The organism is Paraburkholderia diazotrophica, from assembly GCF_038900755.1.
Classification (GTDB): domain Bacteria; phylum Pseudomonadota; class Gammaproteobacteria; order Burkholderiales; family Burkholderiaceae; genus Paraburkholderia; species Paraburkholderia diazotrophica_A.
This window is the reverse complement of sequence record NZ_JBBPEN010000003.1, coordinates 669,033-689,725: the sequence shown is the minus strand read 5'-3', so window position 1 is coordinate 689,725 and position 20,693 is coordinate 669,033. Positions and strand designations below refer to the sequence as shown.

Sequence of the window (20,693 nt, the reverse complement as noted above, 5' to 3'; positions counted from 1 at the left end):
AAGTGAGGGCGTCGAAAAGAGCCTCGAAATAACGCCTGGAAACAGGGCGTCAGGCGGCTTGCGGCGTGAAGGTCATCGCGAGGCCGTTCATGCAGTAGCGCAACCCCGTGGGCTTGGGACCGTCGTCGAACACATGCCCCAGATGCCCGCCGCAGCGGCGGCAGTGCACTTCCGTGCGCACCATGCCGAACGAACCGTCCTCGCGCGTCGCGACGGCATGATCGAGCGGCGCCCAGAAGCTCGGCCAACCCGTATGGCTGTCGAACTTCGTGCGCGACGAAAAGAGATCGAGCTTGCAACCGGCGCACGCGAATACGCCGCTGCGATGTTCGTCGTTCAACGGGCTGCTGTAGGGGCGCTCGGTGCCTTCCTCGCGCAGCACGTGATACTGCGCGGGCGTGAGCATCTGGCGCCACTGCGCGTCGCTATGCGCGACTTCGAAGCGCCCGGTCGCGCCACTTGCCGCGTCGCCGGCGTGTGTCGCGTCAGCGCCGAACGCGCGCCACTGCGTGAGCGCGGCCAGCGCGGCGAGCGCGCTGCCACCCGATAACAGGAACTGCCTGCGGCTTTTCATCGTGTGCTCCTTCGTGCAACTCGATTGAACGTGGCCGTAGCGTAAGTCCGCCGTGGTATCGGGGTCCTCACGGAAACTTAAAATAATTGTGATAACCCGGCGGCCTAAAATTCTGCACAATGGCTAAACCTGTAAACGTCGCCATGCAGCGTTTAATCCCGTCTTTCCCCAATTCACGCAAGCCGATGGACCATCCAAAGCGCGTACTGATCGTCGAAGACGATGTCGATATAGCGAATGTGCTGAGCCTGCATCTGCGGGACGAGCGCTATGAAGTCGTCCATAGCGCCGACGGCAACGAAGGCCTGCGGCTGCTGGAGCAGGGCAACTGGGACGCGCTGATCCTCGACCTGATGCTGCCGGGCGTCGACGGTCTGGAGATTTGCCGGCGCGCCCGCGCGATGGCGCGCTATACGCCCATCATCATCACGAGCGCGCGCTCGAGCGAGGTGCACCGGATACTCGGCCTCGAACTCGGCGCCGACGACTACCTCGCGAAGCCGTTTTCCGTGCTCGAACTGGTCGCGCGCGTGAAGGCGCTGTTGCGGCGCGCCGACGCGATGGCGAAGGACGCGCGCATCGACTCGGGCAGCCTCGATCTCGCGGGCCTGTTCGTCGACCCGCTCACGCGCGAGGCGAGCATCGACGGCAAGCGGATCGAACTGACGCCGCGCGAGTTCGACCTGCTGTATTTTTTCGCGAGCCGTCCCGGCAAGGTGTTCTCGCGGATGGACCTGCTCAACGCCGTGTGGGGCTATCAGCATGAAGGCTACGAGCACACGGTCAACACGCACATCAACCGGCTGCGCGCGAAGATCGAGGCCGATCCCGCCGAGCCGACGCGCATCCTCACAGTATGGGGGCGCGGCTACAAGTTCGTCGCCGATCCCGCCGCGCGCGAAGGAGAAGCGCCGTGAACCTGTCGTTGACGCAGCGCCTGTCTCTCGTGTTTTCCGTCTTGCTGCTCGCGTGCTGCGGCGCATCGGCGTGGCTGCAGATCCGCTCCAGCGATCTTCACGAAAAGGAAGTGATACAGAGCCTGTCGCGCGATCTCGCGTCGAATATCGCGCGCAATCCGGCGCTCTCGGGCGACAGCGGCGGCGCGGCGCGCAAGGACGCGCTGCGGCAGATATTCGGGCAACTGATGGTGGTCAATCCGAGCGTCGAAGTGTATCTGCTCGATCAGGACGGACATATCGAAGGCGACGATGCACCCGCTGGCCACCTGAAGCGGATGCAGGTCGATGTCGCGCCCGTGCGCAAGTTCGTCGCGGGCGACCCTCTACCGATACTCGGCGACGATCCACGCAGCGTCGACGGCCGCAAGGTGTTCAGCGCGGCGCTGCTGCCGCATCCGGACAGCCGGCCGCCCGGCTACATCTACGTCGTGCTGCAAGGCGAAGCGCACGACGAGCTTGCGGCGCGCTTCAGGGCGAGCTCGGTGTTGCGCACGACGTTGTGGTCGATGGGCGTCGTCGCGCTGCTCGGCCTCGTCGCGGGCGTAGTGGCGTTCGGGCTCATCACGCGTCCGCTGCGACGCCTGACGGACGCGATGCGCAAGTTCGACGCGAACGGCGAGCCGGATGCGCAGCCTCCCGTTTCCGCGTCGGGTGCTGCGGCTGCGCGCGCCGCGCCGTCCCGTTCGCGCGACGAAATCGCCACGCTCGAATCGACATTCGCGCAGATGGCCGCGCGCATCGGCCAGCAATGGCGCGCGCTGACGAAACAGGACCAGGAGCGGCGCGAACTCGTTGCGAACATTTCGCACGATCTGCGCACACCGCTCACTTCGCTGCATGGCTACCTCGAAACGCTGTCGATGAAAGCGGATTCGCTGAGCGATACCGAGCGCAAACGTTATCTCGCGATCGCGCTCGCGCAGAGCGTGAAAGTCGGCAAGCTCGCGCAGTCGTTGTTCGAGCTTGCGCGCCTTGAGCACGGCAACGTGCAGCTCGCGCTGGAGGACTTCTCGCTCGTCGATCTGGTGCAGGACGTGTTCCAGAAGTTCGAGCTGTCGGCGGAGGCGCGCCGCATTCGCTTGCGCGCGGGCATCGCGCCGCGTCTGCCGAACGTGACGGCGGACCTCGGCATGATCGAGCGCGTGCTGACCAATCTGCTCGACAACGCGATCCGTCACACACCCGATGAGGGCGCCGTCGATGTGGATCTCGCGCTGCTCGACGGCAAAGTGTCGGTGACGGTCAGCGACACAGGGCCCGGCATTCCCGCCGACGTGCGCGCGGGCCTGTTCCAGCGGCCGTTCACGTCGGGCGGCGCGCATCGCGGCGGACTCGGTCTGCTGATCGTCCAGCGCATGCTGCAACTGAACGACAGCCAGATACGGCTCGTCGAGCGCGAAGGGACAGGGACGACGTTCTGCTTCGTACTGCATCCGGCAGGCGCGGCGCAGAAGGGCGCGCGCGTGGCCGTATCCGCGCAGTGAGCGCTGCGCGAGGCGCGCAAAACAGCATGGCGCGCGTTCACGCGCATGACGCGCAGCCCCGGAAAAAACACGAAAACGCGCGGCAAAAATAAACGCGGGTTTAAAACACGAGCGAAATATCGCGCCGCTAAAATTCTCTGAAACAGTGGTTGAAAAGATGGAGCGCTCTAATCGTTAACCACGGTTAAAGATGGGCTCGGCTGCGCCGTTATCAGCGTTTACACGCCAACAAGCCGGTTTTTGGCGCGCGCGATTCCAGCTAGACTGCTGTTCCTTCACTCGAAGATTTCGTCACGCGTCATACGCAAGCGACGCGACACCGTGTATCCTCGCCCGCGCCAGCCGGTGCAACATCGGCAACGGGCGCATCGCACGGGATTGCGTCGGACGAAAGCCGGTTGAAGCGTGGTTCGGAGTACATCGAACACGGATCGCAAAAAAGGAAAACGAAATGCGGTGGTGCTACTCATGTGTCTCCCGGCGAAGCGTGCCTCCCGGCATCGCACGCGCCGACGCGCATAGAAGGCGTTTCGTTGACTCGGTCATCCTTTTCATTTGCAGCTTTCTGCTGATCGCGCACGCGAGCGCCGCCGAAAACGTGCTGCGCGTGCTCGCATGGCCGGGCTATGCCGATGCCGACGTCGTCAAGACATTCGAAGACCGTTATCACGCGAAAGTCGAAGTCACGCTCGTCGATTCTGACGAAGCGCTCTGGGACAAGATGCATCAGGGCACGCAGCCGCAATTCGACGTGCTCGCCGCGAACACGGCCGAAATCCAGCGCTACGCGCGCGAGAATCTGCTCGCGCCGCTGGACCTTGCGCGCCTGCCGAACACGAGCCGTCAGTTGCCGCGCTTTCGCGCGCTGTCTTCGATCGCAGGACTCACGAATGAAGGCAACGTCTACGCGATTCCGTTCACCTATTCGACGATGGGCCTCATCTACGACCGCAAGCAGGTGAGCGTAGCGCCGCATTCGATGAGCGAATTGTGGAATCCGCGTTATCGCGGCAAAGTGCTCGACTACAACAGCGCGCAGCACAATTTCTCGTTCACGGCGCTCGCGCTCGGCTATTCGAATCCGTTCCAGCTGAACGGCGCGCAGATTCGGACGATCACGCGCAAGCTGGTCGATCTGCGGCGCAATCTGCTCACCTACTACAACCTGCCCGAGGAAGCCGCCGCCTATTTCGTCCAGCACAAGGCCGCGCTGATGTTCGGCAACTACGGCACACAGCAGGTCGAGCTGCTGCGCCGCGCGGGCGCCGACGTCGGCTATGTGATTCCCGACGAAGGCGTGCTCGCATGGCTCGACTGCTGGTCGATGACGAGCGCGGCCGCGAACCGGCCGCTCGCGCTCGCGTGGATCAACTACATGCTCGAACCGGGCGTCAGCGAGTTGCTGACGCAGCGCCAGGGACTCGCGAACACGCTCACGGAACCGCCCGAAAGCACGGGCAAGAGCCATATCATCTGGATCGAGCCCGTCGAGGACATCCAGAAACGCGAGGCGCTGTGGAGCCGCATCGTATCGGGCGACCGCCCGGAGCGTTTCTGATCATGCGCCAGGGCCTCACATTCAAGCTCTCGGTGCTGCTCGCGCTGATCGGCGTGCTCGCGTCCGGCACGACGGGTTTCTACGCGTATCAGGCGAACCGCACGATGCTCGTGCGCGAAGCGGAGCGCAGCCTGCTCACGTCGACGGAACTGCTCGGGCAGCGCTTCACGGCGGCCATCAACGACATCGCCGCCGATGCGCTCGTGCTGTCGACGATGCCATCGGCGGCGGCCGTCGCGATCAGCGACGACGGCACGTCGCCGGAAAACCCGATGCGCGACCGGCTCGCGCAGGTGTTCACGAGCTTCATCGCGCAGCACCCGGAGTATCTGCAAGTGCGGCTCATCGCGCGCAATCACTACGGGCTGGAGCTGATCCGCATCGATCGCGAAGCAGGCGGCACCGTGCGCGTGCAGGAAAGCGCGTTGCAGGAAAAAGGCCAGTTCGCCTATGTGTTCGATACGCTCGCGCTGACGCCTGGGCGCATCTACATTTCGCCGATTGCCGTCAATCACGAGCACGGCGCGCATGCGGCTGAAGGCAAGCCGACGTTGCGAGTCGGCACGCCCGTCGCCGACCCGCATGGCGACGTGGTCGGCGCGGTCGTCATCGACGTCGATCTGGCCAGCCTGCTGCGGCTCTCGCAGGTCGATCTGCCCGCCGACTATCAGGTCTATCTCGCGAACGAGTGGGGCGACTTTCTCGTGCATCCCGACCCGTCACAGACGTTCGGCTTCGACAAGGGCAGGCGCGTCTTCATGCAGGACAGCTTCGCGGCGACGAAACCGCTTTTCGGCCCGTCGAGCCAGCCGGTGCTGATGAACGGGCTGTCGCAGCCGAAAGACGCGCATGGGCATGTCTACGCATTCGTGCGCCGTCCGTTCGGCGAATCGCAGGGCAACCGCTTCATCGTGCTCGGCCTGGCGAAGCCGCTGCACGATGTGCTGATGGGCGCGAACATGCTCGGCGACAGCATCGTGCGCATGGTGCTGATCTTCAGCGCGTTCGCGATCCTGCTCGCGATTCTCTTTGCGCGCGCGCTGACGCGTCCGCTGCATCTGCTCGCGGACGCGGCGACTCACTTCTTCTCCGAGCACGCAATGGTGGCGCTGCCGCTCAAGCGTACCGACGAAATCGGCGTGCTCGCGCGCTGCTTCGACCGGATGCGGCGCGAAATCCACTTGCAGATGGACGAGCTGCACAACAAGCAGCACGAGCTCACGCATCTCGCGAGTCACGATGGACTCACAGGTCTGCCGAACCGCATGCTGTTCATGCAGAAGCTGGAGGCAGCAATCGACGAGGCGAGGGCGGACGGCGAGCGGCTTGCCGTGCTGTTCATCGATCTGAACCGCTTCAAGCAGATCAACGATCAGTACGGCCACTCGGTCGGCGACGACGTGCTCGCGATCGTCGCGCGGCGTTTGCAGCATGTGCTTTATAGCGGCGATATGGTCGCGCGGCTGGGCGGCGATGAGTTCATCGTGCTCGTGAAGGGCGCGCGCTCGGCCGATGCGGCGCCCGCTATCGCCGCGCGCATCGTGCGCACGCTCGACGAGGAAGTGCTGGTCGGCGACGGGCGGATGGCCGTCGGCGCGAGCATCGGCATCAGCCAGTTTCCGGCGGACGGCGATTCGGCCGAAGCGCTGCTGCTCAACGCGGACGCCGCGATGTATGCGGCGAAATCGGGCGGCTCGGGCGCGTGGATCTCGTATCAGGAAGTGCTCGCGCTGGAGCGCGCGCGAGCCGGCCGCGACATGCCTGCCGGCCGGAGCGAGCCCGCGAAGGCCGAGCGCGCCGCGGACGGCGCTGACGTGATCGTTTGAGCCTGTGGGCCCTCGCGCGACGCAAATCGAGGGATCTCCACGCCGCCTGGCGGCACGCTTCTTGCGAAACGCTTGCGTGTCGAAGCGAAAAGGAGAACCCGGATGACCTTGGTCATTTATCTGATCGGCTGGCTGATTTTCATTGGCGGCGTCTCGTGGGCTCTCATCACCATGCACGTCGCGCAGCATTATGTGGCGATCGTCGCCGTTATCCTGCTGGGCATCGGCGTCGTCACGGGCGCGACCCGAGCGCGCGGCCGCGATCGGTCTTCATAGTCTCCGAAGTTTTCACCGCCTGTTTAAGGGCTCTTTTCGTGCGCGGACGCGCGGCTCCGTTCATGTCACGGCGGTTACGACGGCCACTGCGCGCGGGCAGTTTTGCACGCCGTCATGACATTTCCCGACATAGTTTTTGAACTGACTTGGCGGTCAGGTTCTTCTACAGTTTGATCCGTCGCCACGCTGCATCTGCGAAGTGGCCCGAACCGTGAAGGACACCGCCGTGAAAATCCGCTCGCAACTCTTCTCCTCGTTTTCCGATCTGCTGAAGCGCTCGCCGTCCCCGACGATCGCGCGCGGCGTGTCGCGGCGCATCGCGTTCGCAGCGGCAGCCGCCGTGGTCGGCGCAAGTGCATCGCTGGTCAGCGTGCCGGCGTGGGCAGGTTGGTACGGCCACGGCACGGCCTACACGTCGCACGGCACGTATAGCGGCGCACATGCGGCGTCGTGCGGCGGCGGCACCTGCAACCATGCGGGCGGCGTGATGAATCCATACGGCGGCATTGCGAGCAACTCGGGCAGCGTCACGCGCACGGCACCTGGCCAGTTCTCGAACACGGGCACGGCGTATGGCCCCAACGGACGCTCGGTCCAGCACTCCGGTGACACCAGTTGCGCGAACGGCAGTTGCTCGCACACGGGTTCGATGACGGGCTCGGACGGCAGAACGGCGTCGACGTCCGGCGACGTGACGCGCACGGGTCCTGGCCAGTACGCATCGTCGGGCACGGTGACGGGCGGCAACGGCAACACGTACAACCATTCGGCATCGACGAACTGCGCCGGCTGGACCTGCTCGCGCTCGGGCACCGTGACGGGCAGCAACGGCGGAACGGTCACGCATTCGGGCAGCGCGACGAGCGTCGCACCCGGCGTCGTCGTCACATCGGGCAGCGCGACGGGCACGCACGGCAACACGGTGACGACGAGCGGCACGGTCGTGCACGGCGGCGCCGTCACGACGGGCGGAACGACGGTGGTGGCGGGCACCACGACCACGGTCGGCGCGGCTGTTGTCGTGCCGCCGCCGACGTCGACGGTGGTCGTCGCGGCTCCCGTTCCGGCTCCCGCGCCTGTGGTCGTCGCGCCGCCTCCGGCTGTCGTGGTCGCGCCCGCGCCCGTCGTGGTTCCGCCGCCTGCACCGCATGTCGTCGTGGCTGTGCCGCCGCCCGCACCGCATGTCGTCTACGTCGCGCCGAAGCCGCGTGTCGCCGTGTGGATTCCTGGGCACTGGGTCGGCCGCGTGTGGGTGCCCGCGCACTGGGCATGACGAACCCTTGCTTCAAACGATTGCTTCGAACGACGAACAACGAACAACGAACAACGAACGGCGCGACAGGCGCCGTTTGTCGTTTGGTCTTTCTTCGTTTGCGCTCGTATCTTCTTCAGCAGCTTCGCAGACAACATTCGCGATGCGCCTTCAATGTCCTTTGCATGCGCTTCGCGAGAGCCTCGGCACGCTCCAGACAAACCCTGATTGCTGCGCTGAAAGCGCCGCTGCTATCGTGCGCTGGTCATATGTGGAAGCGCTTCCACGCAATGCTTCCGCACGGCCCAGTCGACCCGTCCAGACGACGAATCCAACCGTCAGCGAGAGGAGGTTCCGTGGCATACGACGCAGTGGCATCCGCAAACCGTGACCAGCGCGATACGCATCGGGACACGCACACAAGCTCCCATAGCGACTCGCTTGACGATCCCTTCACGCCGCCGCCCGACTCCGTGCTGTGGCGCAAGGACTTCCTGCTTGGCGCGGCGACGGCTTCGTATCAGATCGAAGGCGCCGTCGACGAGGACGGCCGTCTGCCGTCGATCTGGGACACCTTTTCGGCGATGCCCGGCAAGGTGCTCGCGGGCGACACGGGCGCCGTGGCCTGCGATCATTATCATCGGTGGGAAAGCGACTTCGATCTGCTCACGCGGCTCAACTTCGAGGCGTACCGTCTGTCGATCGCGTGGCCGCGCGTGATGGACGAGGCGGGCTGCCCCAACGCGAAGGGCATCGGCTTTTATAAGCGTCTACTCGACAGGCTCAAGGACAAGGGCTTGCAGACCTTCGTCACGCTGTATCACTGGGATTTGCCGCAGCATCTGGAGGATCGCGGCGGCTGGCTCAACCGCGAGACCGTCTATCGCTTCGCCGATTACGCGGACCTGATGAGCCGCGAACTGTCGGGCCACGTCGATGCGTGGATGACGCTCAACGAGCCGTGGTGCTCGGCGTTTCTCGGCTATGGCAGCGGTCATCACGCACCGGGCCGCGCGAACGTGCGATACGCGACGCAGGCGATGCATCATCTGTTGCTCGCGCATGGTCATGCGATGCAGGCGCTGCGCGCGAACGATCCCGTGTCGATGAAGGGCATCGTCGCGAACGTCGGGCGCGGCACGCCGGCGACGGCGAGCGAAGCGGACCAGCGCGCCGCGCATCTGTACGAAGTGCAGCACAACGCGTGGATTCTGGACCCGCTGCTCAAGGGCGAATATCCGGCGGATCTGTGGGCGCTGTGGCCCGGCGCCGAACCGCTCGTGCTCGACGGCGATCTGCAAACCATCGCGACGCCGCTCGATTTCCTCGGCATCAACTATTATTTCCGGACCAACGTGAAGGGCGACGGCGCGCGCGGATTCGTCGACGTGCCGCTGCCCGATGTCGAACGCACGCAGATGGGCTGGGAAGTGCATCCGGATGGACTGCGCGATCTGCTGACAGGATTCGATCGCGCGTATCCGAACCTGCCGCCCATTTACATCACCGAGAACGGCATGGCTTCGGACGACAAGGTGAGGGACGGCCGTGTCGAGGACACGCAGCGCATCGCGTTCCTCAAGCGGCATCTGGCCGCCGTCGATCAGGCCGTCAACCAGGGCGTCGATATTCGCGGCTACTTCGTGTGGTCGCTGCTGGACAACTTCGAATGGGCGTTCGGCTACGAGCGGCGCTTCGGCGTCGTGCATGTCGATTACGCGACGCAGCAGCGCACGGTCAAGCGCAGCGGCGAGCTGATCGCGAAGTTCATCGAGGATCGCAGCAAGAAAAACTGACGCAATGAACCGATCCGAAAGAATGACACATGGCCGCGTCAAGCTGCCTGGTTCGCAGTCGGCGTGATGAATCGGGCACCGAGCCCGCAGGAGACGGAATGAACAGTACGAAGCAGTGGGGGTTGAAAAGCGCCGTCGCGCTTGCATTGGCCATCGCGGGGGTCGTCGCGCACGCGGAGCCGCTGAAGGCCAATGTGATCCACTGGTGGACGTCGGGCGGCGAGTCGGCGGCCATCCGGCAGTTCGCCGACGCGTACAACCAGGCGGGCGGCCAATGGGTCGACAACGCGGTGGCGGGCGCGGACCAGGCGCGCGCGACGGCGATCAACCGCATTGTCGGCGGCGATCCGCCCACGGCTGCGCAGTTCAACACGTCGAAGCAGTTTCATGACCTGATCGATCAGGGCCTGCTCAACAACGTCGATGCCGTCGCCGCGAAAGAGAACTGGGCGGCCATCTTTCCGCAATCGATACTCGACAGCATCAAGGTCAACGGCCACTACTACGCGGCGCCCGTCGACATCCACATGCCCGCGTGGTTCTTCTATTCGAAGCCGGTGTTCGCGAAGGCGGGCATTGCCGGCGACCCAAAGAGCTTCGACGAATTTCTCTCCGATCTCGACAGGCTGAAGAAGGCGGGCGTGATCCCGCTCGCGCTCGGCGGCCAGCCGTGGCAGGAGAAGATCACGTTCGACGCCGTGTTCGCCGATGTCGGCGGGCCCGATCTCTATCTGAAGGTGTATCGCGACCGCGATGCGAACGCCGTCAACTCCGATGCGTTCAGGAAGGTGCTCGCGTCGTTCAAGAAACTGCACGACTATGTCGACGCGGGCTCGCCGGGCCGCAACTGGAACGACGCGACGGCGCTCGTGATTTCCGGCAAGGCGGGCGTGCAGATCATGGGCGACTGGGCGAAGGGCGAGTTCTCGGCGGCGAAGCAGTTGCCGGGCAAGGACTTCGGCTGCTTTCCGGGCTTCGGTCCGCACTCGCCGTATCTGGTGGCAGGCGACGTGTTCGTGTTCCCCAAGACCGACAACGCGAATTCGATCAAGGCGCAGAACCTGCTCGCCACCGTCATGACATCGCCGCAGGCGCAGGTCGCGTTCAGCGCGAAGAAGGGCTCGATACCCATCCGACCCGACGTCGACGTAAGCCAGCTCGACATCTGCGCGAAGGAGGGCATCGCGATCATGAAAGACAAGTCGCGTCAGTTGCCGAATCCGGAGATGCTCGTGTCGCCCGACTTGCAGGGCGCGTTGACGGACGTCATCACGAACTTCTGGAACAAGAACCAGTCGGTCGACGACGCACAAAAGGCCTTTGCGAGCGCACTAAAAGGCTGACGCGCGATGGAGTCGCTCAAGTCTCACGCGTTGCCCGAGATCGCCGCCGAGGGCATGAAAGAAGGCACGCAGGGCACGAAAGGCGCGCCCGTCGCGAGAACGCGCGCGCGGCCGTTGCGCAGGCGCTGGCCGCTTGCCGCGTGGATCGCGCTGATCCCGATGATGCTGACGGTGGTTTTCGCGTATCTCGGCACGATGCTGTGGACGGCCCGCGTGTCGCTCAGCAACTCGCACACGTTTCCGTCGAGCGACTTCGCGGGTTTCACGCAATATGCGCGGCTCTTTCACAACGACCGGTGGCTGGTGTCGCTGCAACACATCGCGATCTATGGCGTGTGCTTCATCGTCGCGTGCCTCGTGATCGGCACGCTGCTCGCGATCTTCATCGATCAGCGCGTGATGGCGGAAGGCGTGCTGCGCACGGTCTTCCTGTATCCGTATGCAATGTCGTTCGTCGCGACGGGCCTCGTGTGGCAATGGATACTCAACCCCGAGCTTGGCGCGCAATCGCTGCTGCATAAGTTGGGCTTCACGCATGCGCGCTTCGACTGGATCGTCGATCAGGACTGGGTGATCTATACGATCGTGATCGCGACCGTATGGCAGGCGTCGGGTCTCGTGATGGCCGTGATGCTCGCTGGTCTGCGCGGCATCGACGACGAGTTGTGGAAGGCCGCGCGCATCGACGGCATTCCGCGCTGGCGCGTCTACGTGAGCATCGTGATACCGATGCTCGGCCCGTCGATATCGACGGCTTTCGTGCTGCTGTTCGTCGCCGTGGTGAAGCTGTTCGACGCCGTCGTCGCGATGACGCAAGGCGGTCCCGGCACCGCGAGCGAAGTGCCCGCGAAGTTCATCATGGACTATCTGTTCGGGCGCGCGAACATCGGCCTCGCGTCGGCGGCGTCGATCCTGCTGCTCGCGACCGTGCTCGCGATTCTTGCGCCGTTCCTGTACGCACGCAGCCGCGCTTCATCGCGCAAGGAGGCGTGATGAGCGCGACGCATTCATCTTCTGTCGATTCGCAGCACCGCCGCCATGCGCGCAGAAAGCGCCTTTCGCCCGCGCGTCTGGGCGTGTACGGCTTTCTGGTCATCGCCGCGCTCTTCTTCCTGTTGCCGCTTTACGTGATGCTCGTGACGTCGGTGAAGCCGATGAGCGAGATACGTCTGGGCAATCTTCTCGCGCTGCCCGTGCACTTCACGCTGCAGCCGTGGGGCGACGCGTGGCAGTCGGCGTGCACGGGCCTCGATTGCGACGGCATTCGCGTGGGCTTCTGGAACTCTGTGCGCATCGTCGTGCCGGGCACGGTGTTCTCGATCGTGATCGGCGCGATCAACGGCTATGCGCTGTCGTTCTGGCGGCCGCGCGGCGCGGGGCTATTCTTCGGCGTGTTGCTGCTGGGCGCGTTCATTCCGTATCAGGTGATGATCTATCCGATGGTGCGCGTGCTCGCGAGCGTGCATCTTTTCAGTTCGCTGCCCGGCATCGTGATCATCCATACGATCTTCGGCATGCCCGTGATGACGCTGCTGTTCCGCAACTACTACGCGGGCATTCCGCTGGAACTGTTCAAGGCCGCGCGCATCGACGGCGGCGGTTTCTGGCGCATCTTCTTTCAGCTGATGCTGCCGATGTCGCTGCCCATCATCGTCGTCGCGATGATCCTGCAGGTGACGAACATCTGGAACGACTACCTGCTCGGCCTCGTGTTCGCGGGCACGAAGAATCTGCCGATGACAGTGCAACTCAACAACATCATCAACACGACGACGGGCGAGAAGATCTACAACGTCAACATGGCGGCGACCATTCTGACTTCGATCGTGCCGCTTGCCGTGTATTTCGTTTCGGGCCGCTGGTTCGTGCGCGGCATCGCGACGGGCGCAGTAAAGGGCTGAAAAAGCCGGGCTGATCTAAAGCTGAAGAGATATGGCAACCGATATAGCAAACATGGCCAACGTCGCGGTCCGCGACCTGAAGATACAGCTCGGCGCGAACACGGTGATCGACGCGCTCGATCTCGACGTGCGCGCGGGCGAATTCGTCGTGCTGCTCGGGCCGTCGGGCTGCGGCAAGTCGACGTTGCTGCATAGCATCGCGGGCCTGATCGACGTGACGGAAGGCAGCATCGAGATCGGCGGCGAGGACATGACATGGGCGGATCCGAAAGACCGGCGCGTCGCGCTCGTGTTCCAGTCGTATGCGCTCTATCCGACGATGAGCGTCGAGCGCAATCTGTCGTTCGCGCTGCGCGTCAACGGCACGCCGAAGGCGGAAATCGAGCGGCGCGTCGCGCGCGCGTCCGACATGCTGCAACTAGGCCCGCTGCTCAAGCGCAAGCCCTCGCAACTGTCGGGCGGGCAACGGCAGCGCGTCGCAATCGGACGCGCGATCGTGCGCGAAGCCGATGTGTTTCTGTTCGACGAGCCGCTGTCGAATCTCGACGCGAAGCTGCGCACGGAATTGCGCCGCGAGCTGAAGCAGCTGCATCAGCGCCTGGGCGCGACGATGATCTACGTGACGCACGATCAGGTCGAAGCGATGACGCTCGCCACGCGCATGGCCGTGATGAAGAGCGGCGTGATCCAGCAGTTCGGCACACCCGCCGAAGTGTACGCGCGGCCCGCGAATCTCTTCGTCGCGACCTTCCTTGGCTCGCCGTCGATGAACCTGCTCGACGGTGCGCTCGCGGTGCAAGATGACGGCGTGCGCTTCACGGGCGCGAAGCTCGACGTCGACGTGTCGCGCTACGCGTTCGCCGCGCAGCCCTCGCATGGCCAGCCATGCGTGCTCGGCGTGCGGCCGGAGGACGTGCGCTTGCGGATCGGCGCGGATTCGGATCAACGCGGACAAGTGTCGCTTATCGAACCAATGGGCAACCACCGCGTTGTCTGGCTCGATTATCATGGCATGCAGATCGCGTCGATTGATCAGGAGAAAACGCCCTTTGCCGTGGGCGATTCCATCGCGTTTGCGATCGACGACGCGCACATATCGCTGTTCGACGAGGCTGGCGGCGCGCGCCTCTGAGCAGCACGCGCAACAACACAAGCGGACGGAGATACCGTGGCGACTCTCAAGGATGTCGCGGAGCTGGCGGGCGTGGGGCTGTCGACGGCCTCGCGCGCCATTTCCGGCAAAGGACCTGTATCGGCCGAAGCGGCCGCGCGCGTGAAGGCCGCGATCGCCGAGCTCAACTTCCGGCCGTCATCGATCGGCCGCGCGATGGCCACGCAGCAACTCGGCATCATCGGCCTGTTCGTGCCGACGTTCTTCGGCTCGTACTACGGCACGATCCTCAAGCAGACCGATCTCGAACTGCGCGCGGTGCATCGTCATGTGGTCGTTGCGACGGGCTGCGGGCAATCGTCGCCACGCGAGCAGGCGCTCGAAGCCGTGCGGTTTCTGATCGGACGCGATTGCGATGGCGTCGTCGTGATCAGCCACGACCTGCATGACGAAGACCTCGACGAGCTGCACCGTATGCACCCGAAGATGGTCTTTCTCAACCGTTCGTTCGAGCAACTGCCCGATGCGTCGTTCTGCGCGGACCACCGGCGCGGCGGCGAACTCGCGGCGGCAACGCTGCTCGAGCACGGGCATCGGCAAATCGCCGTGATTTCGGGGCCTTTTACGGCATCGGACAACGTCGAGCGGCTCGACGGTTTCTTCGACGAACTCGCGCGTCACGGCATCGCGCGCGATACGGTGCCGCTGATCGAATCCGACTTCTCGCCCGAAGGCGGCTATGCGGCGACATGCCAACTGCTCGATTCGAAGGCGCCGTTCACGGGGCTCTTCTGCGCGAACGACATGATGGCCGTCAGCGCGCTCGCGCGTTTTCACCAAGTGGGCATCTCGGTGCCCGGCGATGTCTCCGTGATCGGCTACGACGACGACTACTCGGCCATCTACGCTGCGCCCGCGTTGACGTCGGTGCATATTCCGACCGCGCAGCTCACGCAGAACGCAGTGCGCTGGCTCATCAACCAGTGCTATGGCACGAAGTCGGAGATCTTCCGGGAGTTTCCCGTCACGGTGACGATGCGCGCGTCGATAGCGCGGCCGAAGGCGGCGTGATCGCGTGATCTGATGCGGTCTTCGGCGACGGCCGTGCACGGAAGAGGGCAGACCGCTTCCGCGCTGCGCGCGCGGCTGCATTAGCATGGAGGACTCAACAGGAGCCCGCGATGCAGCCCCCCAATCTCGACAATCCCTTTCTCGAATCGCTGTCGGTCGAACTGACCGAATGGAAGAGCGGTTACGCCGAACTGACGATGCCGATCCGGCCCGCGACGCTCAACCGTCAGCGCGTGCTGCAAGGCGGCGCGATCGCCACGCTGCTCGATGCGGCGGCGGGCTACTCGGGCCTCTATAGCGAAGGCGATCCGATTCATGCGTTCACGCTGTCGTTGACCATCAGCTACCTCGACAAGGGCCTCGGCGAAAACGTGATCGGCAAGGGCTTTCTCGAACGCCGGGGCCGTTCGGTGTTCTTTGCGCGCGCCGAAGCGTGGGTCGACCACAAGGTGTTGATCGCGAGCGCGCAAGGCGTGTTCAAGTACGCGTGACGCGCCTTCGATGACGATGCAACCTTGCCGCGCGATGCGTTGTGACCGGTAACTTTTTCGGCCTTCACGCGGCAGACGGCCGTGCGGCCCGCAGGTAAGGATTCGCGTAATCGGCTAAGATCGACGTTCCCAGCAGCCCGATCCGGACCGCGCGCAGCACTCGCGGCCCGGCGTCTTTCCACTTTCAGGAATACAGCATGGTCACATCCAGCAGCTACACCGATACCCGTCTGTTGATCAACAACGAGTGGTGCGACGCCGCCAGCGGCAAGACCCTCGACGTCATCAATCCCGCGACGGGCAAGCCGATCGGCAAGGTCGCGCACGCGGGCAAGGCCGATCTGGACCGCGCGCTGGACGCCGCGCAAAAGGGCTTCGAAGCGTGGCGCAAGGTGCCCGCCAACGAGCGCGCCACGACGATGCGCAAGGCGGCCGCGTTCGTGCGCGAGCGCGCCGAAAGCATCGCGCGCCTGATGACGCAGGAGCAGGGCAAGCCGTTCGCGGAAGCGCGCATCGAAGTGCTGTCGGCCGCCGACATCATCGAGTGGTTCGCCGACGAAGGCCGCCGCGTTTATGGCCGTATCGTGCCGTCGCGCAACCTGAACGCGCAGTCGCTCGTGATCAAGGAGCCGATCGGCCCCGTTGCCGCGTTCACGCCGTGGAACTTCCCCGTCAACCAGGTCGTGCGCAAGCTGAGCGCAGCGCTTGCGAGCGGCTGCTCGTTCCTCGTGAAGGCGCCTGAAGAGACGCCGGCATCGCCTGCGGGCCTGCTGCAGGCATTCGTCGATGCAGGCGTGCCGCCCGGCACTGTCGGCCTCGTGTTCGGCGATCCGGCTGAGATTTCGAGCTACCTGATTCCGCATCCCGTGATCCGCAAGGTCACGTTCACGGGCTCGACGCCTGTCGGCAAGCAACTGGCCGCGATGGCCGGCCAGCACATGAAGCGCGCGACGATGGAACTCGGCGGCCACGCGCCCGTGATCGTCGCGGAAGATGCCGACGTCGCGCTCGCCGTCAAGGCAGCGGGTGCCGCGAAGTTCCGCAACGCTGGGCAGGTCTGCATTTCGCCGACGCGCTTTCTCGTGCACAACAGCATCCGCGAGGAATTCGCGGCCGCGCTCATCAAGCACGCCGAGGGCCTGAAGATCGGCGACGGTCTCGCCGAAGGCACGCAACTCGGGCCGCTCGCGAACGCGCGCCGTCTGACGGCGATGGCGAACATCGTCGATAACGCGCGCAAAACGGGCGCGACGATCGCGACGGGCGGCGAGCGCGTCGGCGCGGAAGGCAACTTCTTCGCGCCGACGGTGCTGACCAACGTGTCGCTTGAAGCCGATGTGTTCAACAACGAGCCGTTTGGTCCCGTCGCGGCGATTCGCGGCTTCGACACGCTCGAAGAGGCGATCGCCGAAGCGAACCGTCTGCCGTATGGCCTTGCAGGCTATGCGTACACGAAGTCGTTCCGCAACGTGCATCTGCTGTCGCAGAACCTCGAAGTCGGCATGCTGTGGATCAATCAGCCCGCCACGCCGACGCCGGAAATGCCGTTCGGCGGCGTGAAGGATTCGGGCTACGGTTCGGAAGGCGGACCGGAGGCCATGGAAGCCTATCTCGTGACGAAGGCCGTGACGGTGATGGCCGTCTAACGTCAGCATAAGCGTCTGCACAAACGTCGCATGCCGCCCGCTGCAACGGCGGGCGGCTTATCGTCAGCCATCGAACGCCTATTGGCGGTCCGCGAATGCGCGAAAGCGCGAAAGCGCGAAAGCAGTTTGTCGGATGAATCGAAAGCCGTTGGTAAAACTCCCGATTGGTCGCGTCGCAATGCGCCTCTAGCATGGCGATCGATGCAGCGTGCGCGCGACTCCTGCTGTGCGACGTCGAAACACGCGGCATCGATGGGCCGGCGGCTCGCTCGAATAGGATTGCTCATACCGTTGCCGTCTTTTCAAACGCGGCAAGCCGGCCCCGTTCTCGTCGTATTGCTCACTGATCACTGAATGGTTCGCTGCAGGCAAGGCGCATGCAGCAGCCCTCGACATCGCCCGTATCGTCAGCATTGCGCGCGTGAAAACAAAAACGAAAACGCACGTCGCGCCGGCATCGGGCGCGCGCGTGCAATCGTCGCGCGAATCTCGAGACCGTCCTGGCGCCTGGGTGTCTTTCGATACGAGTCACTGCACGAGTCACTGGAGAGCTTCGATGATCTTTCACGCGTCCATTCCCACGCACAATCCTGAGCGCGTTGCGCGCACGCTCGCCGAATTGTGGGGCGGCTTCGCCGCGCCGTTTTCGCCTTTCGAAGGCGCCTGGATCGCGGTCGCGGGCGACGATCGCGGCACCATCATCGAGACGTATCCGAGCGATCTCACGCTCACGCCCGCCGACTCGCAGGAGCCGCTCGCTTCGAAAACGGGCACGCGCGCGCAATACAGCGGCTTCCATATGGCCGTCGCGACGCCGCTTTGCGTCGACGAAGTGATCGCGATCGGAGAGCGCGAAGGCTGGCGCGCGGTGCGCTGCACGCGCGGCGACAACTTCTTCGACGTGATCGAGCTGTGGATCGAGAACGGCACGCTGATCGAACTGCTGACGCCTGAAATGCAGGCGCAGTATCGCAGCTTCGCGACGCCCGAGAATTTCCGCGCGCTCGCCGCGCAGGCACAGGCCCGCGCGCAGGCTTGATCTTTTGCTTGCATGCTTCTGTTGTCGCGGTGCAATGACTACACTGCGGTGAATGTGATCACCGGGGTGTGCGATGACCAAGGCTACGAATGGCTACGCAGGGAAAGCTCCCGCGTCGGTTGCGGCGTTCAGGAGCGCGCATGGATTTTCCGTGACGGTCGCGCGATTGCGCGGCCTGCTCGCCGACAAGGGCATGACGATCTTCGTCGATATCGACCAGGCGGACGCCGCCGCGCAGGTCGGCATGACGTTGCGTCCGACGCGCCTGATCGTGTTCGGCAACCCGAAGGGCGGCACGCCTGTGATGGAGGCGAATCCTTGCGCTGCGCTGCTGCTGCCGTTGAAGGCGCTCGTGTGGGAAGACGAAGCGCGCGCGACCTGGCTTGCCATCGATGACGTGAGGGATGCGCTCGTCAATGGTTATGGGCTGGACATGTCGCTCGTCGAGCCGCTCGCGAAGGCGAAGGGGCTGGTCGAGATGGCGGCTGCGCGTGAGCCGGCTTGAGCCGTCGACAACGCATGCGGCGCGGGCCATCTTGACGATGTTTTGCAGGCAGGCTGTGGTGCTGTGCTAGATATACCCGCTTTGTCCAGTTGCGTGGGGAGAAGAGTGGGTAAAGAAATCTGGCTCGCCGATCGCTGCCTGACGTTGCGTCTCGGGCACGATGCATTCTTGCGGGACGGCGACACGCGGCGCGACGCCAATGCTGCAAAAGCGTTTCTGTCTGGCGCGCTTCGATGGACGCGAGACGCTGGGCTTTGCCGATGAGCTACAACAGCCTTCATGTCCCGCTGGATATCGGAACCTGGCAATACATGCTCGTGCTCGCCAGAGACTTCTATAGCCTCTCTGGCGGATACGTGGACCGCTTCGCCGACTGGAACACGCGACGTGAGCGGGAGCACGAAATCGAAGGGGACAGGCGCACCTTCGACCGGTATTTCCATCCCAATTATGATTTCCGGCGAACCATTGCCGCGGATATCGATGCGATTCGCTCATTCCTGAGTGACCAGCTGAACGTCGTTCATTGGAAACTGCCAACCGATAACGCGGGTATCGGGCGCGCGCTCAAACAGGCCGTCCGCGACGGAATGCTTGTGCCCGTCATCAATCGTGACTGGCGCTCGGTTCCGATGACGTTCCGGCCTACGCCCGCGCCGCTGCGCTGGCCAGCAGCGTCAGGCGGTGGCGGATTCGGCAGGGGTGGCGGCACAGTGTGGGCCGCCTTCAGGAATGCGGGGCCGGGGCCTTTGGTATGGGATGGTGAACCGGTCCTGAGAGGGCCGTACGATCCCTCTACCGTAGAGGCCCAGTTGAAGGCTGCGCGCGCCGCGTTGAGTGTGAGCGGCGGGGATAGCGACAGCGGGGGCGATGACGGCGGTGGTTTGATCGGCGTGGCCGAGGCCGTACTCGGAGGAGGTTCAGAACCGGACGATGATGACGACGGTACACTCGACGTTGCCGAAAGCTCGACGGACGGCTCCGATGCTGGTGACGACACGTCAACACCGCTCAGTGATGCGCAGCCGTTCGACTACCAGCCGAACACACCATCCGATGACGACGTCGACGAGCTGGCGGGCAGCGAAGGCACGCCCCGAAATAATCAGGCGCAGAACAAACAGACCGATGACGTAGCCCGGATTTTGGGCCTGACTCCCAGTCAATCGCGGCGGCTTCACGACGAGATTTCTGGCGAAGGTCTTGGCTTCCACGAAATCATGGAACGCGCAAAGGATATGTTCGATCTGTGGTAGAGCAACAGCAAACGAATGGAATGATTCGATGATCGATACGCGAAAAGAAATAGAGCAGCGGCTGTCGGTGTTAGGCGGGCTGGTTCTAAGTGGCGTGAATCATGCCGCAGACATGCTTACACTCAGCTTCGGTGCTCTGCGGCCAGTCACCAACTTTAGAGGGAAGCTCAAACACGTTGGTGAATGGGCGCTGCATGTGCGATGCACGTGGCGGCTCGAAGAAGCGGGTCGAGTTGTAGCAACGGAGGACGATCTTAGCGGGCCGGATGAAAAGGCGCACGCGAGCGCTCATCGTCTCCGGGAGATACTGGTTGAGCATGGCACCGTGACCGTCGAAGCGGTTTCAGTGAGCGAAGCGGCCGGCGTCGTGCTTTCTATGTCACGCGGCTTCCGCCTCACCGTTATCCCGGATGTTGTGGGGGATGGTGAAGACTGGCGATTCTTCGCGCCCGGTGTCGATGCCGCGCACCTTGTGATAGCGGGCGGTAAGATCGCGCCCGAGTCCTTCGACTGAGGGGCTATGGGATCGACGGCAAAGAAAGCACGCCTTGTCGGCGAACTTGCATGCTTCGTGCAACGTTACGCGCAAGGCTCAAAAGCAGGGA

General features: G+C 64.1%; 19 protein-coding genes. 18 read left to right on the top strand and 1 reads right to left on the bottom strand.

What is annotated here, in order from left to right; genetic code table 11:
- Window positions 1-49: 49 nt before the first annotated feature.
- Window positions 50-574, bottom strand: coding sequence for a peptide-methionine (R)-S-oxide reductase MsrB (gene msrB, locus AABE10_RS13120; RefSeq protein WP_342933665.1), 525 nt, complete (start codon window positions 572-574; stop codon window positions 50-52).
- Between the two features lie 185 nt (window positions 575-759).
- On the opposite strand from msrB, the gene AABE10_RS13115 reads away from it, so the two are divergent.
- From AABE10_RS13115 to AABE10_RS13030, 18 genes are all read left to right on the top strand, one after another.
- Window positions 760-1,491, top strand: coding sequence for a response regulator transcription factor (locus AABE10_RS13115; protein WP_342933664.1), 732 nt, complete (start codon window positions 760-762; stop codon window positions 1,489-1,491).
- Window positions 1,488-3,017: a HAMP domain-containing sensor histidine kinase gene (locus AABE10_RS13110; protein WP_342933663.1), complete on the top strand. Its 1,530-nt coding sequence runs from the start codon at window positions 1,488-1,490 to the stop codon at window positions 3,015-3,017. The genes AABE10_RS13115 and AABE10_RS13110 overlap by 4 nt, the downstream gene beginning before the upstream one ends.
- A 451-nt stretch (window positions 3,018-3,468) precedes the next feature.
- Window positions 3,469-4,575: an ABC transporter substrate-binding protein gene (locus AABE10_RS13105; RefSeq protein WP_342933662.1), complete on the top strand. Its 1,107-nt coding sequence runs from the start codon at window positions 3,469-3,471 to the stop codon at window positions 4,573-4,575.
- Window positions 4,575-6,401 (top strand): bifunctional diguanylate cyclase/phosphodiesterase, encoded by a 1,827-nt coding sequence (locus AABE10_RS13100; RefSeq protein WP_342933863.1) that lies wholly within the window; start codon window positions 4,575-4,577, stop codon window positions 6,399-6,401. The genes AABE10_RS13105 and AABE10_RS13100 overlap by 1 nt, the downstream gene beginning before the upstream one ends.
- A gap of 102 nt (window positions 6,402-6,503) precedes the next feature.
- Window positions 6,504-6,677, top strand: coding sequence for a hypothetical protein (locus AABE10_RS13095; protein WP_342933661.1), 174 nt, complete (start codon window positions 6,504-6,506; stop codon window positions 6,675-6,677).
- Between the two features lie 232 nt (window positions 6,678-6,909).
- Complete coding sequence (locus AABE10_RS13090) at window positions 6,910-7,950, top strand: hypothetical protein (RefSeq protein WP_342933862.1); 1,041 nt, start codon at window positions 6,910-6,912, stop codon at window positions 7,948-7,950.
- 335 nt (window positions 7,951-8,285) lie between these two features.
- Complete coding sequence (locus tag AABE10_RS13085; protein WP_342933660.1) at window positions 8,286-9,725, top strand: GH1 family beta-glucosidase; 1,440 nt, start codon at window positions 8,286-8,288, stop codon at window positions 9,723-9,725.
- A gap of 98 nt (window positions 9,726-9,823) precedes the next feature.
- Window positions 9,824-11,068 (top strand): ABC transporter substrate-binding protein, encoded by a 1,245-nt coding sequence (locus AABE10_RS13080; protein WP_342933659.1) that lies wholly within the window; start codon window positions 9,824-9,826, stop codon window positions 11,066-11,068.
- Window positions 11,069-11,074: 6 nt separating this feature from the next.
- Window positions 11,075-12,061: a carbohydrate ABC transporter permease gene (locus AABE10_RS13075; protein ID WP_428983307.1), complete on the top strand. Its 987-nt coding sequence runs from the start codon at window positions 11,075-11,077 to the stop codon at window positions 12,059-12,061.
- Window positions 12,061-12,969: a carbohydrate ABC transporter permease gene (locus AABE10_RS13070; protein WP_342933658.1), complete on the top strand. Its 909-nt coding sequence runs from the start codon at window positions 12,061-12,063 to the stop codon at window positions 12,967-12,969. Before AABE10_RS13075 ends, AABE10_RS13070 begins: the two co-directional genes overlap by 1 nt.
- A 31-nt stretch (window positions 12,970-13,000) precedes the next feature.
- A complete protein-coding gene (locus AABE10_RS13065) occupies window positions 13,001-14,101 on the top strand; it encodes an ABC transporter ATP-binding protein (RefSeq protein WP_342933657.1) in 1,101 nt (366 codons plus the stop codon).
- 36 nt (window positions 14,102-14,137) lie between these two features.
- Entirely contained in the window at window positions 14,138-15,151 is a 1,014-nt protein-coding gene (locus tag AABE10_RS13060; RefSeq protein ID WP_342933656.1) for a LacI family DNA-binding transcriptional regulator, read from the top strand.
- Window positions 15,152-15,261: 110 nt separating this feature from the next.
- Window positions 15,262-15,642 (top strand): PaaI family thioesterase, encoded by a 381-nt coding sequence (locus AABE10_RS13055; RefSeq protein WP_342933655.1) that lies wholly within the window; start codon window positions 15,262-15,264, stop codon window positions 15,640-15,642.
- A 197-nt stretch (window positions 15,643-15,839) separates the two neighbouring features.
- Complete coding sequence (locus tag AABE10_RS13050; protein WP_342933654.1) at window positions 15,840-17,288, top strand: NAD-dependent succinate-semialdehyde dehydrogenase; 1,449 nt, start codon at window positions 15,840-15,842, stop codon at window positions 17,286-17,288.
- 556 nt (window positions 17,289-17,844) lie between these two features.
- The gene (locus AABE10_RS13045) at window positions 17,845-18,327 is read left to right on the top strand and encodes a hypothetical protein (protein WP_342933653.1); all 483 of its coding nucleotides are present in this window, start codon (window positions 17,845-17,847) and stop codon (window positions 18,325-18,327) included.
- A 73-nt stretch (window positions 18,328-18,400) separates the two neighbouring features.
- Window positions 18,401-18,832, top strand: a complete 432-nt coding sequence (locus AABE10_RS13040; protein WP_342933652.1) for a DUF302 domain-containing protein — start codon at window positions 18,401-18,403, stop codon at window positions 18,830-18,832.
- Between the two features lie 260 nt (window positions 18,833-19,092).
- Window positions 19,093-20,088 carry a hypothetical protein gene (locus AABE10_RS13035; protein WP_342933651.1) on the top strand — a complete coding sequence of 332 codons (996 nt, stop codon included), beginning with the start codon at window positions 19,093-19,095 and terminating at the stop codon, window positions 20,086-20,088.
- A 28-nt stretch (window positions 20,089-20,116) separates the two neighbouring features.
- A complete protein-coding gene (locus tag AABE10_RS13030) occupies window positions 20,117-20,602 on the top strand; it encodes a hypothetical protein (protein ID WP_342933650.1) in 486 nt (161 codons plus the stop codon).
- Window positions 20,603-20,693 lie beyond the last annotated feature (91 nt).

Coding starts and splice junctions, on each gene's coding strand:
- AABE10_RS13050 (WP_342933654.1), top strand. CDS start 15,840: ATGGTCACATCCAGCAGCTACACCGATACCCGTCTGTTGATCAACAAC.
- AABE10_RS13095 (WP_342933661.1), top strand. CDS start 6,504: ATGACCTTGGTCATTTATCTGATCGGCTGGCTGATTTTCATTGGCGGC.
- AABE10_RS13065 (WP_342933657.1), top strand. CDS start 13,001: ATGGCAACCGATATAGCAAACATGGCCAACGTCGCGGTCCGCGACCTG.
- AABE10_RS13070 (WP_342933658.1), top strand. CDS start 12,061: ATGAGCGCGACGCATTCATCTTCTGTCGATTCGCAGCACCGCCGCCAT.
- AABE10_RS13040 (WP_342933652.1), top strand. CDS start 18,401: ATGACCAAGGCTACGAATGGCTACGCAGGGAAAGCTCCCGCGTCGGTT.
- AABE10_RS13055 (WP_342933655.1), top strand. CDS start 15,262: ATGCAGCCCCCCAATCTCGACAATCCCTTTCTCGAATCGCTGTCGGTC.
- AABE10_RS13075 (WP_428983307.1), top strand. CDS start 11,075: ATGGAGTCGCTCAAGTCTCACGCGTTGCCCGAGATCGCCGCCGAGGGC.
- AABE10_RS13030 (WP_342933650.1), top strand. CDS start 20,117: ATGATCGATACGCGAAAAGAAATAGAGCAGCGGCTGTCGGTGTTAGGC.
- AABE10_RS13035 (WP_342933651.1), top strand. CDS start 19,093: ATGAGCTACAACAGCCTTCATGTCCCGCTGGATATCGGAACCTGGCAA.
- AABE10_RS13080 (WP_342933659.1), top strand. CDS start 9,824: ATGAACAGTACGAAGCAGTGGGGGTTGAAAAGCGCCGTCGCGCTTGCA.
- AABE10_RS13105 (WP_342933662.1), top strand. CDS start 3,469: ATGCGGTGGTGCTACTCATGTGTCTCCCGGCGAAGCGTGCCTCCCGGC.
- AABE10_RS13045 (WP_342933653.1), top strand. CDS start 17,845: ATGATCTTTCACGCGTCCATTCCCACGCACAATCCTGAGCGCGTTGCG.
- AABE10_RS13115 (WP_342933664.1), top strand. CDS start 760: ATGGACCATCCAAAGCGCGTACTGATCGTCGAAGACGATGTCGATATA.
- msrB (WP_342933665.1), bottom strand. CDS start 574: ATGAAAAGCCGCAGGCAGTTCCTGTTATCGGGTGGCAGCGCGCTCGCC.